Raw genomic sequence first — 15,044 nt, 5'->3', positions numbered from 1 at the left:
GGAAAGACAGACGATTGTCTACATAGGTAAACTTTCAGCGAAGAAATGACAACATGGCCGACCCAGAGTTGCTGTGTTTCTGGGATTACGGAAAAATATTGAAATGTACCGATTTGCTGCTTATGATGGAGGTGAGTATGAGATGTATAGTAATACGGCAAATATGCTTAAACAGACTACAAATCTTATCAATGCATTGAATAAAATAAAACAAAACCTATCTTTTGTAAAATTGTATATTAATAGCGATAGAACACTGGCAATTTATTTTTTAAGTAATGCATATAGTGACTTTAATCTATTCAAAACTATCTACTTATCTGTAACACCTGGTGATCAAACAATTGATGAGTTTTTAGAGAAATATGAAAAATTCTTTGTAGAAGTAAATAAATATTTAGAGGTTTTTACTGATAATAGCGTGGTTGAAGATAGACTTCATAAGGAAGTATTGTTTGCAATCAATGAATTAGAAAGATATCTGTTAAATCTGTTGGATTTGTATAGATAAATACTTAGACATTCCTTACTTAGAGGGATGTCCTTTTATTTTGCAAAGCAATTAGTATATTGGCGTAGGGAGATAAAGCAAAATATAATTTTATTATTAAGCAATCACATGTCTATGCTTTATCTACCCAGTAACATTGAGCAGCAAATGCAGGAGCTAAATATGAGAAATGAATAGAAAGATTTGCTTTTGGAATAATGATACATGGAGATTTTGCAGGATTAGAACTCATTATCGTTTAACGAAGTAATTTATTTTGAAATCAAATATATAAATAGAGAAAGGAGGAAAAATATTGTTACATATATCTAAAAAAATAGGAATAGTAAGTTGGGTTGTGACCATTTTATATTTTGTGATAGAGCCTATTTTTATTATGACTGCACTTGTACCCTATAATTTTATGCAACAAGCTATGAGTGATCTAGGAGTAACATCATGTGGAAAGTATACATATTCAATTGCACCTCATGAAATTTGTTCACCTTATCATTTTTGGATGAATGTATTGTTTATAGTAAACGGTTTAACATTTTCGGTTGGAGTGTTGTATCTTTCTCAGTATCTAGAAAGGAATGGAATAAATAAATTAGGAACAGTATTTATTCTTATATTTGCTATAGGAAATATTGTATCTGGTTTTATACCTGCAGATGTTCATTTATTTTGGCATTCCATATTATCACAAATAGGTATGTTTACTGTTTTGTTTGGACTGTGGATTTATGCAAAATCATTGACTAAAGGTAAGAGGTGGACCTATTTAAATGTAATTGTTCTTATAACTCTTCTTTTCTTTATCATTCTTTTGTTTTTCTTTCCATTGCCAGCAGGTCTATTACAAAGACTTTATTATGGTGTGATTTTCTTGTGGGGTACTGTGCTCACAATTTTATTAAGTTCATCAGAATAAATTATAAAGCCCAGATATTCAGTTAACGTACCGTAATTGTTAGGTAGTGTCTAGCAATTGAGGATAGTTTAAATGAGTACCTGGGCATGTTTAATGATGTATTGATTTTATAAGGAATAATGGTAATCAGTAAAATTGCAACCTTTCTGTAAGGGACTTGCGGAGTGCTCACTATTTAAAAGGTTAACATTAACTCACTTTTCCATTATCGATTTATTTTTTGTATTCCACATTTTATAAAGCTCTCTATCAACAAGGACTAATTCCATACCTAATTCACTTGCATATTTAGTTAAGGTTAAAGAGGATGGAATAGAGCTAAAGGTTTCCATTCTCGAAATAACACTTTTGGATAGACCAGTTCTCTCAGCCATTTCATCTTGACTAATATTTTTTTCTATTCTTTTATTTAATAAAGTAAAAGCCAATTTAATTAGCTGTTTTTCATCTTGAGAAATCATTTCATCTTCTATTAATTCATAATAGCGAAGAAAAATTCTTGGTATTATTCTCATTGAGTAATTTTCCAATTGCTACACCTCTTTATTAATCTCTACTATTTATAGAGTGGTTAATATTAGACATTTTAGCTCGTCTAATAAATAAATTTTAGTAATTCTTTATAGTAAAAGGATTACTAAAAAAATTATATCCATTCATTTATAATATTTCTATATATTGTTTTGTAAAGATTGGATTAAAAAGTATTTATACCTAAATCGTAAATTCGATAATAGGTTATTAGTAGGGATCTGTATCTATGGTAGTAATTCTATATAATTATATTAATACAGGTAGGAATTATAAGTATTATATAAAAAATTAATTAAGGCTTTCGAAATAAAGCCGATAAAATCATCTCGTTAGTTTTTCTTAGAGGTGATCTTGTTGTTGAGTATGTATGCTAAATTGGCTTTGTGTAAAAATTAAAAACCTGGTAAAATAAACCATATAAATTATGATGAAAAATCGATTGATAGGGGGGAATTGTGTGATTGATAAGTAAAAATGAAGAATATATTTATTTAAAAAATCATAAAAACAATGAGTATTGGTAATTACATTTAGGAACGCTTCATGTACTTAAACAAACGGGTAATTAGTTCAACAAGCATTTGGGGATCAACACAATAGAAAGTGATCGAAAGGGGGATTACTAAATGAATAATAACTTTATTGAAACCATTCAGTCGCTTTATTCTGACCTTTCCATTGAAGACTTTTATCCTAATGAAATTGGACAGAATAATGATGTGTTCATTGTAAACAAATCTTTGGTTTTTAGATTTCCAAAATATAAAAATGGAATCAATCAATTAAGAAGAGAGACGGAAATTTTAAAATACATTAAAGGTATCATCTCAACCCCTATTCCGAATCCAATTTATCAGTCTTTTGAAGAGTTAAAACCAGGTAAAGTCTTCACCGGCTATAACCTAATAGATGGTGTTCCTTTGTGGAAGGAGAGCTTAACAGGTGTTAATAGTGTTGAATTGGTTAAGGGGTTGGCCAAACAACTTGTTTCTTTTCTTGTAGAACTCCACTCTATTTCAGGGGAAAAAGCAAGTCGAGATTTGAAACTAAAGGTTCGTAACCCACTTGAAGAGATGTATAGCCTGTATGATAAGATTCAAAATAATGTATTTCCTTTTATCAGAAGCGACGCTCAAAAGGAAATTTCACAATCTTTTGAAACGTTTCTAAAAGGGAAGGCATTCTCAAATTTAGATATAACACTTATACACGGAGATTTTGGAGCATCTAACATATTATGGAATCCAGAAACAAGTATGATTTCAGGGATAATAGACTTTGGTGGTTCGGGTTTAGGAGATCCAGCGTATGACTTTGCTGGAATACTCTCTAGCTATGGCGAGGATTTTTTGGATATGTGTATTAACCTATATCCTAACGGTGATGAAATATTTGAACGAGTTAAATTTTATAAAAGTACATTTGCTTTACAAGAGGCATTGCATGGGATTGAGAATGGAGATAGACAGGCTTTTGAAGATGGCATTAAAGATTATAGATAAATTACTTGCTCAACTAATAGGTGCTTTAGTACAACAAGGGCTTCAAACTTCTACATATAGTAAGAGCGTGTTTTGGACAGTTTTTATTTTCAAAACACGCTCTTTATTGTTCTCATATTAAGGTTTATTACAAATTTATAGCACGAGAAGTTAATGCTAAGTTTGTGATCAAGCCATTTATTTTATCGCTCAACCACATGTTCGAAATGTACGCCCTTTTCCTATGACATCCAATAAAAAAACGATTAAGCGTATCTTTGTGGATGCAAAGGAAAAGTGTGGAATATGATGGACAACCTTAAGAGGTCTTAATAAATTGTCCAGGTAGGCGATGCTTATTTTTGCTGCCATGAATTTAAAGAAATTGGCTAGGCAAGTTGTTTAAAAGAGTTTTGCTTGAAGAGTCTATTTTATTGGGTAGTACATTATCATATTTAAACATAATGAAAGAAGAAAAAAAGATAAAAGGAATCGAGAGTGAACTTTTCGATTCCTTAAGTCGACAGTCTGGGATCATTCTATAATAGGTGAACCTGATGTTTTTTTATTTACCAAATGAAAGGGATTAGCTTTTTAGTTTTCTGTTTATATATTGTAAATTGTTCTCCGTACTTATTTTGTAAGTAATCATCTGATTTTGGAATATAGCCAAAAACAAACACGAAGAATAAACTAAGAGGGATAAGTAAACTATAAATATTGTTAGAGATTAATGCTAAGCCTAGTACCCAAAGGCAGTCTCCGAGGTAATTAATATGAATCGCATATTTAAATAAACCTCCCGTATAGAGCTTACCTTTGTTTTCAGGATTGTCTTTGAAAGGTTTTCTAAGTAATTCTGAAACTGTGTTTAATATACTTCCTCCTAAAAATAATAGCCAGCCTACAATTAGCATTGTTATGTTTGGATCCTGTTTGCTCGTAATCATTAAAATGGGAAAGCCCAAATAATAAATCCCAAAGGCTATACTGTTCATGATAGCTTCTTGCATTGCAATACCTCTAGGTAACCAAATAAACATCATAGCTGTTAATCGCAAAGCTGTAATAATTAAAGCAATATAAAGCCCTAGAGAAATGGCAGATTTTCCATATGTATTGAAAAGTAAATAATATGCAATAACTAAATAGATAATCTCAGCAACTAAAATGAAGATTTTTTCTTTTATTGTAGAATTATTTATACCGTACAAAGTAAGGCACTCCTTTGTTATTTATATTTAATAGGAAAAAATACGTCTGTGATATTATTATCCTCTTGTGTACTATAGGGATCTGTTTGATAAACTTCGAACGGTGCACCATTTAGTTTATAGTTATGTTCGGTTATCCAAACATGTAGTTTTGTATGGATGGAAGGTAGTTTATCATAAGAACCAATAAGCGTAGCCATTGCACAAAGACCAGGATTAAATAATCTTGTTTCATTCGTGGCGGTTGTAAGTGGTATGGCCATTTCTACATCATAATTATCAGGTTCATATTCGGCACTATGGAAAATAGCAAGTGGTTTTGCACTAGGTAATAAATTATTGAACATAATTTTACTAAACAACTCATTAAAGTGTTTTAGAAAATCATCGGTATTTATTGTCTTTCGCTGAGATAAGATATCATATTGTAAGTGATCCACAAGTTTAATCTCAATCTCATTTAAATAGCCCATGATACTTCCCTTTTTATCAAGCTCATGAATATCAAGTTTTAATTCATTTAACAATGAAGCATAAAATGTAAGTTGTTGTGTAAGAATTTCTTGTTTTGTTTTCAATTTAGAACTAAGAAGTTCGGTATCATCCCAATTAGTTAAAATAAATTTGATTTCTTCTAAAGAAAATAAATAGTTTTTCAATCGCGAGATGGATAAAGCAGTTTCTAATTGAGGAACATTGTAATAACGATAGTTATTTCTAGCATCAACAAAAGCAGGCTTTAAAAGTCCGATTTCATCGTAGTAGCGAAGCGTTTTCAGTGTAAGATGAGATATTTTCGAAAATTCACCAATGGTCAGCATAACAATCACCTCCTTATAAATTACTTTAAATATAAAGCATCCTGTAAGGGGAGGGTCAAATCAATAAACTAAGCTTTCTTAAAGTTTTTGGCATTCAACATGGGCAACATGACTGCATCGAAAAAATATTTTAGAAGTTAATAAGAGATCTAAGGGCCTAGCCAGGTTGGCCTAAGCATTCTAGTATTAAATAGTTTGAACCTAAGATGAGTTTCTTTATTAAAATATCTATGATTCTCACACCACCACATACCACAAGTTTATAGTCAAAAGCTATTGGCACTGAAAAGCTTTAGCCATGATAATACGGTGCATGAGTCGATAAAAGTAGCAATTTAAAAATTGTAATAGAATCCCATTCATTATATATGTATATTTATATAGGAGGAGGGATATTGGTGAAAAAAGTTCTTCATCTAATAGCTATTGCATTAGTTGGATTTTATTTCTTGTACGGCTTAACTAACATGTTTTTAAATAGCAAAGGATATGAAGGTGCTGACTATCTAGTTTCTATCATTTTATTGGTACTTATTGTTTTATTTGAGGGATTTCTAATTAAACTTTATAAACGAGCCTATAGCGCTGAAGCTATAGAAGTACGTAAACAAAGAGAAGCTGCGAAAAAGAAACAACAGTTCGAGGCAGAGAGTAAAGTACTTGGTTCTAAATCTCGACAACAGCTATTCAATGCAGATCTATGTATTAAAGTAAAACATATGGCTGGATTACCAGTTGCCGAAGGTGCTGAGATATTTGTTTACAGATGCAAAGATAAAATCGTGTTTGAAAGAAGTCAAGCCACAATTGAATTAAATATAAATAAAGTGATTGATATTCTAATAAAAACAGATGTTGAAATTCAAAAAAGTTGGGTAAGTGATGCTGGTAAAGCTATAGCAGGGAATAATCTTTTTGGTTCATTAGGTGCTATAATTGGTGGAGAGGCAAAGGAAAAAACGAGCACGATCATAGAGAAGTATTTAATTTTTGCTTATGAAAAGAATGGTGAAATAAAATATATATCTATGGAAGTCACGAATGAACCTAATGCAAATTTATTTAATTCAAATTATTACAATCTCTCCAATAACGAAAGAAGATTTACAAGTCTTTAAAGAGCGAATTAGCAATTATAGATTGTAGACAAATGATCACTAATTTTGTGAATATAGTGAGGCTATCATTGAATAAACACAACATAATTGAGTGTACTGTCATTATCTGCCACTCAAACAGATAGGTAAGCATTATTTTAAATTTCATTTTTTAGAAGGAAATCATTCAATTTTGCTGAACTAATAAATGGAAGAGAGGGGAGTAAAGTGAGGCAGTATGCAAACAAGGAAGAATTGATTAGTATGATTAACGACAAGTATAAAAAATATATTGCAGAATTTAATGATATACCAGAAGTCTTGAAAAACAAACGGATTGAGGAAGTGGATAAAACTCCATCTGAAAACCTTTCTTATCAACTTGGATGGATAAATCTTTTGCTTCACTGGGAGCAAAAAGAACAACAGGGAGAAGAAGTACACACGCCAGCAGAAGGCTATAAGTGGAATAATCTAGGTGGATTGTACAATTCTTTTTATGAACAATATGGAGCGTACTCTTTGAAAGAACAACAATCAATGCTTGATGAAGCGGTCACTAATTTATGTGAGTGGTTAAATATTCTATCTGAGAAGGAATTATTTGAAGTTGATCAAAGGCGATGGGCAAAAACACAAGCTAATTGGCCTGTTTGGAAATGGGTTCACATTAATTCAGTTGCCCCATTTACAAACTTTAGAACCAAAATTCGTAAATGGAAGAAGATTAACCTTTAAATATTTTTGAAAAAGAAGTGATGTTTTTTGTACATATTGATTAGTAACAAGCAGTATGGATATTCTTTAGCCTTCCACAAACGTGGAGGGCTTTTATTATGCGCTATGATTATTAATGGAGATGGGCAACGGTACACAATATTCTCGATTTGCCTCATGGCTTTTTACTTTCAAAAAGGGCAAAGATTGTAGATAAATGGAACAAACATTTAAGTTTACTTAGCACAGTAGGCGGCTGAGGTTTATGACAGTACATTTTATTTTAAATGCAATCGATTTTATCTGGAATGGCAGCTAACTGGGGAACGATTAACAGTAAGCGTCGGTATCAAGGCATCATCAAAAAAAGCATGATGTTGGTTTGAATCGTAGCTAATCTCATCTATTTAGTACTGCAAGATCAAGGATTTACAATTGGACAGATTATTCCAGATGCTGTTGTAGTAATGTTTATCTTAAACGAACTAGTTAGCTTAGGCGAAACTTCAGCAAAACTCGGTGTGAATATGTATGTACCAGTTAAGAGGGCATTAGAGATATTCAATACAAAGAAGAAAAAAGCGAAATGACATATGCTTTAAGCAGTCCTTGCTACCAATAAACAAATATCCAATCAAGGCACCATACACAATGGCGCCTCAATTTATCACTATACGCAACAAGGCCACACAGCTAATGAGATTTCATATAGGATTAGCAACAACAATCAGGTGTCTTATCATGTTACTGTGGATGATAAAGAAAGCATTCAGGCTATACCTTTTAATCGAAATGTTTGGCATTGTGGGGGTAGTACTGATCCTAATGCGATAAAGAAAGGAAACTGGCTTTCTATTGATATCAAAATTTGTCACAGCAAAAGTGGTGGGGTACGTTATCGAGTTGCAGAGGAAAACGCTGTTCAACACATTGCGAAGCATTTAAAACAATTCGGTTGGGGTATTAAGTAAGTGAAGAAGCACCAGGGTTGGAACGGCACGTATTGTCCGCAATGAATTTTAAATGAAGATCGTTGGAATCGTTTTTTGAAATGAATTAAGGCATCGATGAAGCCAGCAGAAATCTGAAATACCAACAGAAAAGGATGAAGACATAATGCAATTCACAAACAAGCTAACTAAAATCGCAGTAGATAAAAAGCCCAACGATAAATCACATCTAGATAAATTCGCTGTTGGTACACTTACCAGCAGTGATTTTGAAGGGAATTAACATTGCACATCGTAGTGTTTAACAGCAAAGGTCAATTACCTTAATGTTTTTTAACCACCTATTTGAATAACGGTTAAAGAACGACTGGCGTAACCAGCGACTAGAGAATCCGACGAGGCACTTACTCCTACTAAGTCTCCGGCAGATAAAGTAGCTTGGACAATGTAGCTTGAACTACTTCTATTTAGTACATTAAAAATAGCTATTCCTTCTAAAAAAATAGGTAGTCCATTTACGGTAATGCTGACAGTGAAATACGGTTGATCTGGATCGGGTAATGCTGTTGCTTGTGCATTTATTGAAATAGTAATTTGATATACGCCATTGTTTTGCACTACTAATTCATTTCCAGATGGGCTGACAGTTACATTAGATAAAGGGCCCACTTGCTCAAATGTAACGGGTGTCGATACAGGCGATAAAAAATCTAATGTATCTCCTCGCAGGGACCCATAACCTAATACGCCAGGAGTGACTGGTGCAACGGGGCCAGGAGTAGCAACAATTTTAGGGAAGTAGTTCGCTTCACTTTGACAACAGCTCGTTTGTGTATGCCTACTAAACATTTCTAGATTCCTCCTTTATAGTTTGTTTAGTATTATATTCTAATCTCTTAAAATGATTTGAATTAATACCCATCAAATAACCAACATAATTATCAACAGCAAGTTATTAATCAAGTTCAGGCGCTCACATGAGTACCTAGTCTTTTTTTATTTCCATAAATCTCCTCGACATTAGGGGAGTTGAAAATAATAATGTACAATCGGAGGTAGGTCAGTGAGGTAAGGTTTTCCTCCTTTGGTATTTATCAAAACCTAAATATTAGGGAAAAACAGATAGAGGACCGATCAGCGCTGAGCAAACTTGTAGGGGCATGACATACACGGTCGATCTATATTTTTAAGAGATTAGGTTTATTAATTAATATAAAAGGTAATTAATTTACATTTATTTGCATTTACTCTTTTTTGTAGTATGATAAATAAATATGAAATTTAAAGAGGTGTAGAAGGTTATGCTGAAAATTTTACCAATTGCCTTTGCTATCATAGCAATATCTCTTTCAACTTATGGACTTATTACACGTGATTACCAGCTGAATTTCCTAATGATATTCTTTTTGGGTTTATCTATGTTAACCTTAGGAATTAGAGAATTTCAAAGTAAGAGAAAAGCTTATGGTTTGTTTCTAATAGGAGTATTTTTCTTTTCAACATATGCATCAATTCAAAGTTTCATATGGAGATAAATAAAGGAATGGTTTATAAATGAACTTCCTCCACTTTCCATTTATTTCAGTTAAACTTACTACAGCAACAAAATGCCCAGAAAAGCACCCAATACAATTTGCTACAAAATAATGTGGTGTGTTCTACCACGAGTCACAAATGAGCTCTCGACAATAGGGTTATCACAATGTCAAAGCTTTCATCTTAGGATGGAGGCTTTTTATTATGTATTCGAAAGGATGAGGAAAGATGGCATTAAACAACATACAAGAGCTAGAACAATACGCCGATGTGTGGTTAGCCAATAATCAATGATTGGTAGCAGGTATTTTTTATCAACTTATGAACCCACCAATATCCAATATGTTATGCTCTGCTCTTTAACTATGTCTGCAATTATTTTTATAGTATTACAGATATAATTAATGGACTATTTAATGTTAACTGAATTTCAGAAGTAAACAAAAAATATTGTAAGGGTAATCGCGTAATAATATCAAAAGATATTCTATAATTTTTATAGAAAAGCACTCTTGTTTGAGGGTTAAGGAGAGAGATTCTGGAGCTATTCAGTTTACTAAAATTGACCTAGAACCTGTTTGAACGAAATTAGAAGCTACTAAAATATTAAATTTAAATGATGCTCCTGTTACACTTGGTTTTAATAAAGTCGAGAGTTTAGATATAGTAATTGAAGAATTATTAAAATTACGACATATAATGTCTGGTGAAGGTGAGTACGAATGGACTGCTAGTGGAAGAATTGTAGATAAAAGCTAAATATGAACTAAAAAAAGCCACTCATTTGAGTGACTTTAATAATGTCTTAGATTAATCATACCTGTTTCAGTACCGAAAATACCCGTTTGTACTTGCAGTTGTAAATCAGTTGCTTCTGCTACTTCTGGAGCAAGGTCAAATACAACTTTACCTTTAATCTCCATGTCAGGGTTTACTTCTTGTAAGAAGAAGCTATTTTGAATGTTACCATCTTCACCTTGGTTTGCTGACATGCTAGCAACACTATCGGATTCATATGTTTTTTCACCACGTTTTAATTTGAAGAAACTAGCATCAATTGTTACAGCTTTATTTCCATTGTTTTTGTAAGTAACATCTAACACAACATATGTACCACTTGCTTTTGTAGGTAATACAGAAGGCCCTACTTGATCTGTTAAACTAACTCCATTTAGAGTAAACACTGCATCTCCAACTTCTAAAGGAGTATCAATTACGGCAATCTCTTCTTTTTCTTTAGCTTTTTCATCATCTTTTGATGAATCTTTATTTTCTGGCGCTTTTGCAGAAGTCTCAACTTTATCTTTAGAATCCTTCTCCTTTGTTGTATCATTGCCTCCTGCCATATTACCAATGGCGCCGATTACAATGATGGCAACAATTAAAATAAACCACCATTTTTTGTAGAAAGGTTTTTTCATGTAAAATAGTCTCCTTTGTATATGTTGTTAGTACTATTAAATTATATCAATATTACCATGTTATGTAAACTTATTATACTAGAATATGGTTCAAGCTTAGTAAATCACTCAAAGAAATAGCCAGGTGCTCAACAGAGTACCTGGTTTTTTATTTGTTTATATAGAGTTTTGATAGATATTAACTAGAATAATTATGTATATTTTACATAATTTTGAACATTGTGGGAAGTCTATTATTAAGATGTACCAATTAAACAACACAAGGAGGAAATTATTTATGGCAATTAATAAAGGAAATACTGATTTTAATTTAACTGTTTCACAAACAGGGGATAAGAGTTTAAAAGTATCATGGAACTGAAACTAAAGTAGCCAAGAACAGAACAGTTTTATATAAACAAGATAAGAAGTCACCCATTTAAAATAATGAGTGACTTTCTTTTGTTATTTATCACAAGCTAATCCATCACCATCTCTAAAGGCACTTTCTCTCCGTTTTCTCGTTTTAAAAATAGGGTAGCTACCGATTTATCTTTCCCGATATTAGCTCCCATTGCTCCAGCTATAGCTCCCGCATTACCGAATTTACTTCCGATTACTGTCCAGCCAACTATACTTGAAGTACTCTTTTGGACATTTTCTACACGTTCCCATTTAATTAACTTGAAGGTTTCTGGTTCTTTGTAGTCGACAGCAATATTTACATAGCCTTGTTTGGTTTGTATTAAAACAACTTTCTTTTATCTGTTCTTTTCCATTCAGGATGGTCATGTTTAGTTTGATTGCTTTAGGTGCTTTTTCTTTCTTTTGAGGTATTGTTTTTTCTGGAATGCCGAAGATATTTTCAAGTTCATTCGCGAAAGGTTTGGTTGCATTATCATTAGTTAGTTTGAGTTTAATCTCATTCTTTAAATAGGTGAAATCAACTTCTACAGCAAAAATCTTTCTGTTAACGACTAGTTACTAATAGCATTTACATCATAAGAAATAAAAGATTTTACTTTTTTATCTTTTTCCAATGTAAGCAATCTTTTAGTAGTTAACAAGAATAAAAAATAAGTTAACTTTTTTGAACCTGTTGTTGCAGATATTATCTGTTCATCATGCTCAATATGAGCTGACAAAATATCTATATCTTCTTCAACAAACGAAATAACCTGTTTACCAGCTGGCTATAAATAAACTCTTATTTGTTCTTGTATATTCAAATTAACTTCGTCTTTCCATATAGAATGTTGGTAATAAAAGAAAACTATATCAATCCTGTTTGATGTTGTCAGTACGTTATAAATAATAAATAGGTCACTTATTTGAATGAAATGAGTAACCTACTGTGTGTAAATACAGATTAGTGTAACTGCTCGTGCATGTTTATTTATTAATCATAAAGAGGTACCCCAGTGTTTATATGAATTATATTTCATATTAGAAAAATCCATATATATTTTAGATATTTAAGAAATGCTTCCCTCTATTTTTCAACGTTCCAATTTCCATAGAGCAAAAACCCCACCAAATCAATACTTTTACGCTATAATGTAGGACGAGGTGAAGAAAATGTTTGTGAGTGAAAAACAGATTGAGATTCGATATGCGGAGACCGACCAAATGGGCGTGGTGTACCATGCAAACTATATCATTTGGTTGGAGATTGGGCGTTCGCAGCTGGTAAATGATGTAGGTTTTGAGTATGCTGCTTTAGAAAAAGATGGCTATGTTTCGCCAGTAATGGATTTATCGATTTCGTATAAGGCAGCCATGCATTATGGACAAGTAGCGACAGTGCGTACTTGGTTGGAGAAGCATGATCGTTTACGAACAACCTATGGCTATGAAATTTTACATGAGGATGGCACGGTGGCAGCCACAGCTCAATCCGTACATATTCTTGCGCATAAGGATACATTGCGCCCGGTCTCTTTAAGTAAAATTGATCCTGCTTGGGATGCCAAATATAAAGAAATTGCTGTTGAGGCAAAATAGGAGAGCAACAGATGGAAATGTTTTTAGTGTTAGGTGCGATTTTGGCAGGTCTTGGTGTTATTTTAGGTGCTTTCGGGGCACATGCACTGAAGGATAAGTTTGCTTCACCGCATTATGCAGCGATTTGGGAAACGGCTGTGCAATATCAGATGTATCATGCTTTAGGGATTATGGGGCTAGGTATTCTCTCTAATGAGGCACTTTTAGGAAGCTCTAGTCTGCTTTCTTGGGCAGTATATTTGATGTTTACAGGGATTGTTTTCTTTTCTGGTAGCTTATATGTGCTTGCCGTGACAGGTGTGAAAAAGCTAGGGGCGATTACACCAATTGGCGGAATGTTATTTATCGTCGCATGGGTGCTTGTTATAATAGCTGCCTTATCCTAATAAAGAAAATGTAACGAGACAGCTCTTATGATTCATTTCATAGAGGCTGCTCGTTTTTTTAATTATACGAAGAAAATGAAACAATTTGTCTGATTTTGCGTATTACATAGTATTGATAGATGATAAAATAAGCTAAACATTAATATGAAGGTGGGAAAAATTATGGGTTTATTAAAAGCAGGAGTTGGGGCATTAACAGGCGTCTTAGAGGATCAATGGCGTGAGTATTTCTATTGTGAGGCATTATCTGCAGATGTTCTTGTAACAAAGGGTGTGAAACGTACTTCTAAACGAGGTTCAAATAAAGGCAATGACAATATCATTAGCAATGGCTCGATTATTGCCATCAATGAAGGGCAATGTATGATGATTGTTGAGCAGGGGAAAGTTGTTGAATTTTCTTCAGAGGCTGGAGAATATGTTTATGATACATCAACAGAACCATCGATAATGTTTGATTCAGATTTGTCGCAAGGTATTCTGGAAACGTTTAAGCAAATAGGCAAGCGTTTCACTTTTGGAGGAGAGCCTGCGAAGGATCAGCGAGTTTACTATTTTAATAAGAAGGAAATTGTAGGGAACAAATATGGAACACCTGCACCCATTCCATTCCGTGTCATCGATCACAATATTGGTTTAGATATTGACATTGCAATTCGCTGTCACGGGGAATATTCATATAAAATTATTGATCCATTATTATTCTATACAAATGTTTGTGGCAATGTAGAGCATGAATTCACAAGAGTAGCAATTGATAGCCAGTTAAAATCGGAATTAATGACAGCATTACAGCCTGCTTTCGCGCAAATTTCAGCAAGTGGCGTTCGTTATAGTGAAATACCTGCTCATACAGTTGCTTTAGCAGATGCACTCAATAAGGTATTATCAGAAAAATGGCTTGCAACACGTGGCTTGGCTGTTGTGTCATTTGGTATCAGTACGCTCAAGGCTTCTGATGAAGATGAAGCCATGATTAAACAGCTACAACGTAGTGCCGTTATGCGTGATCCAGGCATGGCAGCTGCCCATTTAACGGGTGCGCAGGCAGAGGCTATGATTGCAGCTGCTAACAATGAGGGCGGTGCGATGGCAGGATTTATGGGCATGAATATGGCCGCACAAGCTGGTGGCGTCAATGCTAGTCAGCTTTATCAAATAAATGAGCAAAATAAGCAAGCTGCGATGCAAAATCAAGCAACGAAAGCAACTGATACATGGACTTGTGCATGTGGTCATGAAAACACGGGGAAATTCTGTTCAGAGTGTGGTGCGGCAAAACCAGCGGAAGAAGGCTGGGCATGTACTTGTGGTGCGGTCAATAAAGGTAAATTCTGTAGTGAGTGTGGGGCAAAAAAACCAGCTGGCGCTTTACTTTATGTATGTGATAAATGTGGATGGACACCAGAGGACCCAGTGAATCCGCCTAAATTCTGTCCAGAATGTGGCGATGTTTTTGATGAGAATGACGTCAAGTAAG

At 33.5% G+C, this 15,044-nt stretch carries 16 protein-coding genes; 11 read left to right on the top strand and 5 right to left on the bottom strand.

Features of this window, described 5'->3' with window-relative positions; genetic code table 11:
* Positions 1–142: 142 nt before the first annotated feature.
* Both NV349_RS12345 and NV349_RS12340 read left to right on the top strand, forming a co-directional pair.
* Positions 143–511 carry a hypothetical protein gene (locus NV349_RS12345; RefSeq protein ID WP_036117082.1) on the top strand — a complete coding sequence of 123 codons (369 nt, stop codon included), beginning with the start codon at positions 143–145 and terminating at the stop codon, positions 509–511.
* 292 nt (positions 512–803) lie between these two features.
* Entirely contained in the window at positions 804–1,424 is a 621-nt protein-coding gene (locus tag NV349_RS12340; protein ID WP_058843657.1) for a DUF998 domain-containing protein, read from the top strand.
* Positions 1,425–1,618: 194 nt separating this feature from the next.
* On the opposite strand, the gene NV349_RS12335 is transcribed toward NV349_RS12340, so the two are convergent.
* Positions 1,619–1,954 carry a helix-turn-helix domain-containing protein gene (locus NV349_RS12335; RefSeq protein WP_036117079.1) on the bottom strand — a complete coding sequence of 112 codons (336 nt, stop codon included), beginning with the start codon at positions 1,952–1,954 and terminating at the stop codon, positions 1,619–1,621.
* A gap of 630 nt (positions 1,955–2,584) precedes the next feature.
* Between NV349_RS12335 and NV349_RS12330 the strand changes: the two genes are divergently transcribed.
* Complete coding sequence (locus NV349_RS12330; protein WP_271910079.1) at positions 2,585–3,460, top strand: phosphotransferase family protein; 876 nt, start codon at positions 2,585–2,587, stop codon at positions 3,458–3,460.
* 548 nt (positions 3,461–4,008) lie between these two features.
* Here the strand turns inward: NV349_RS12330 and NV349_RS12325 are convergent.
* On the bottom strand, positions 4,009–4,653 hold the full coding sequence (locus tag NV349_RS12325) for a methyltransferase family protein (RefSeq protein WP_271910078.1): 645 nt from the start codon (positions 4,651–4,653) through the stop codon (positions 4,009–4,011).
* Positions 4,654–4,670: 17 nt separating this feature from the next.
* Positions 4,671–5,474 carry a MerR family transcriptional regulator gene (locus NV349_RS12320; protein ID WP_271910077.1) on the bottom strand — a complete coding sequence of 268 codons (804 nt, stop codon included), beginning with the start codon at positions 5,472–5,474 and terminating at the stop codon, positions 4,671–4,673.
* 398 nt (positions 5,475–5,872) lie between these two features.
* Between NV349_RS12320 and NV349_RS12315 the strand changes: the two genes are divergently transcribed.
* The 4 genes from NV349_RS12315 (at position 5,873) to NV349_RS12305 (ending at position 8,259) form a co-directional block, all read left to right on the top strand.
* Positions 5,873–6,592, top strand: a complete 720-nt coding sequence (locus NV349_RS12315; RefSeq protein ID WP_271910075.1) for a hypothetical protein — start codon at positions 5,873–5,875, stop codon at positions 6,590–6,592.
* Between the two features lie 207 nt (positions 6,593–6,799).
* Positions 6,800–7,309, top strand: coding sequence for a ClbS/DfsB family four-helix bundle protein (locus tag NV349_RS12310; protein WP_271910073.1), 510 nt, complete (start codon positions 6,800–6,802; stop codon positions 7,307–7,309).
* 365 nt (positions 7,310–7,674) lie between these two features.
* Positions 7,675–7,878 carry a phage holin family protein gene (locus tag NV349_RS23235; protein WP_442916452.1) on the top strand — a complete coding sequence of 68 codons (204 nt, stop codon included), beginning with the start codon at positions 7,675–7,677 and terminating at the stop codon, positions 7,876–7,878.
* A gap of 36 nt (positions 7,879–7,914) precedes the next feature.
* Positions 7,915–8,259, top strand: coding sequence for an N-acetylmuramoyl-L-alanine amidase (locus NV349_RS12305; RefSeq protein WP_334312332.1), 345 nt, complete (start codon positions 7,915–7,917; stop codon positions 8,257–8,259).
* 312 nt (positions 8,260–8,571) lie between these two features.
* Here NV349_RS12305 and NV349_RS12300 read toward each other — a convergent pair whose 3' ends face one another.
* Positions 8,572–9,087, bottom strand: coding sequence for a hypothetical protein (locus NV349_RS12300; RefSeq protein ID WP_036117068.1), 516 nt, complete (start codon positions 9,085–9,087; stop codon positions 8,572–8,574).
* Between the two features lie 452 nt (positions 9,088–9,539).
* On the opposite strand from NV349_RS12300, the gene NV349_RS12295 reads away from it, so the two are divergent.
* On the top strand, positions 9,540–9,773 hold the full coding sequence (locus NV349_RS12295; protein WP_036117066.1) for a DUF3953 domain-containing protein: 234 nt from the start codon (positions 9,540–9,542) through the stop codon (positions 9,771–9,773).
* A 795-nt stretch (positions 9,774–10,568) separates the two neighbouring features.
* On the opposite strand, the gene NV349_RS12290 is transcribed toward NV349_RS12295, so the two are convergent.
* On the bottom strand, positions 10,569–11,195 hold the full coding sequence (locus NV349_RS12290; protein WP_036117064.1) for a DUF4352 domain-containing protein: 627 nt from the start codon (positions 11,193–11,195) through the stop codon (positions 10,569–10,571).
* 1,557 nt (positions 11,196–12,752) lie between these two features.
* Between NV349_RS12290 and NV349_RS12285 the strand changes: the two genes are divergently transcribed.
* From NV349_RS12285 to NV349_RS12275, 3 genes are all read left to right on the top strand, one after another.
* Positions 12,753–13,178: an acyl-CoA thioesterase gene (locus tag NV349_RS12285; protein ID WP_089932714.1), complete on the top strand. Its 426-nt coding sequence runs from the start codon at positions 12,753–12,755 to the stop codon at positions 13,176–13,178.
* Between the two features lie 11 nt (positions 13,179–13,189).
* A complete protein-coding gene (locus NV349_RS12280; protein ID WP_089932718.1) occupies positions 13,190–13,564 on the top strand; it encodes a DUF423 domain-containing protein in 375 nt (124 codons plus the stop codon).
* 162 nt (positions 13,565–13,726) lie between these two features.
* Positions 13,727–15,043 carry an SPFH domain-containing protein gene (locus NV349_RS12275; RefSeq protein WP_271910065.1) on the top strand — a complete coding sequence of 439 codons (1,317 nt, stop codon included), beginning with the start codon at positions 13,727–13,729 and terminating at the stop codon, positions 15,041–15,043.
* Position 15,044 lies beyond the last annotated feature (1 nt).

Source organism: Lysinibacillus sp. OF-1 (assembly GCF_028356935.1).
GTDB classification, from domain to species: Bacteria; Bacillota; Bacilli; order Bacillales_A; family Planococcaceae; genus Lysinibacillus; species Lysinibacillus fusiformis_D.
This window is presented reverse-complemented; position numbering and strand designations above follow the sequence as displayed.

Coding starts and splice junctions, on each gene's coding strand:
- NV349_RS12290 (WP_036117064.1), bottom strand. CDS start 11,195: ATGAAAAAACCTTTCTACAAAAAATGGTGGTTTATTTTAATTGTTGCC.
- NV349_RS12280 (WP_089932718.1), top strand. CDS start 13,190: ATGGAAATGTTTTTAGTGTTAGGTGCGATTTTGGCAGGTCTTGGTGTT.
- NV349_RS12320 (WP_271910077.1), bottom strand. CDS start 5,474: ATGCTGACCATTGGTGAATTTTCGAAAATATCTCATCTTACACTGAAA.
- NV349_RS12295 (WP_036117066.1), top strand. CDS start 9,540: ATGCTGAAAATTTTACCAATTGCCTTTGCTATCATAGCAATATCTCTT.
- NV349_RS12330 (WP_271910079.1), top strand. CDS start 2,585: ATGAATAATAACTTTATTGAAACCATTCAGTCGCTTTATTCTGACCTT.
- NV349_RS12285 (WP_089932714.1), top strand. CDS start 12,753: ATGTTTGTGAGTGAAAAACAGATTGAGATTCGATATGCGGAGACCGAC.
- NV349_RS12345 (WP_036117082.1), top strand. CDS start 143: ATGTATAGTAATACGGCAAATATGCTTAAACAGACTACAAATCTTATC.
- NV349_RS12300 (WP_036117068.1), bottom strand. CDS start 9,087: ATGTTTAGTAGGCATACACAAACGAGCTGTTGTCAAAGTGAAGCGAAC.
- NV349_RS12275 (WP_271910065.1), top strand. CDS start 13,727: ATGGGTTTATTAAAAGCAGGAGTTGGGGCATTAACAGGCGTCTTAGAG.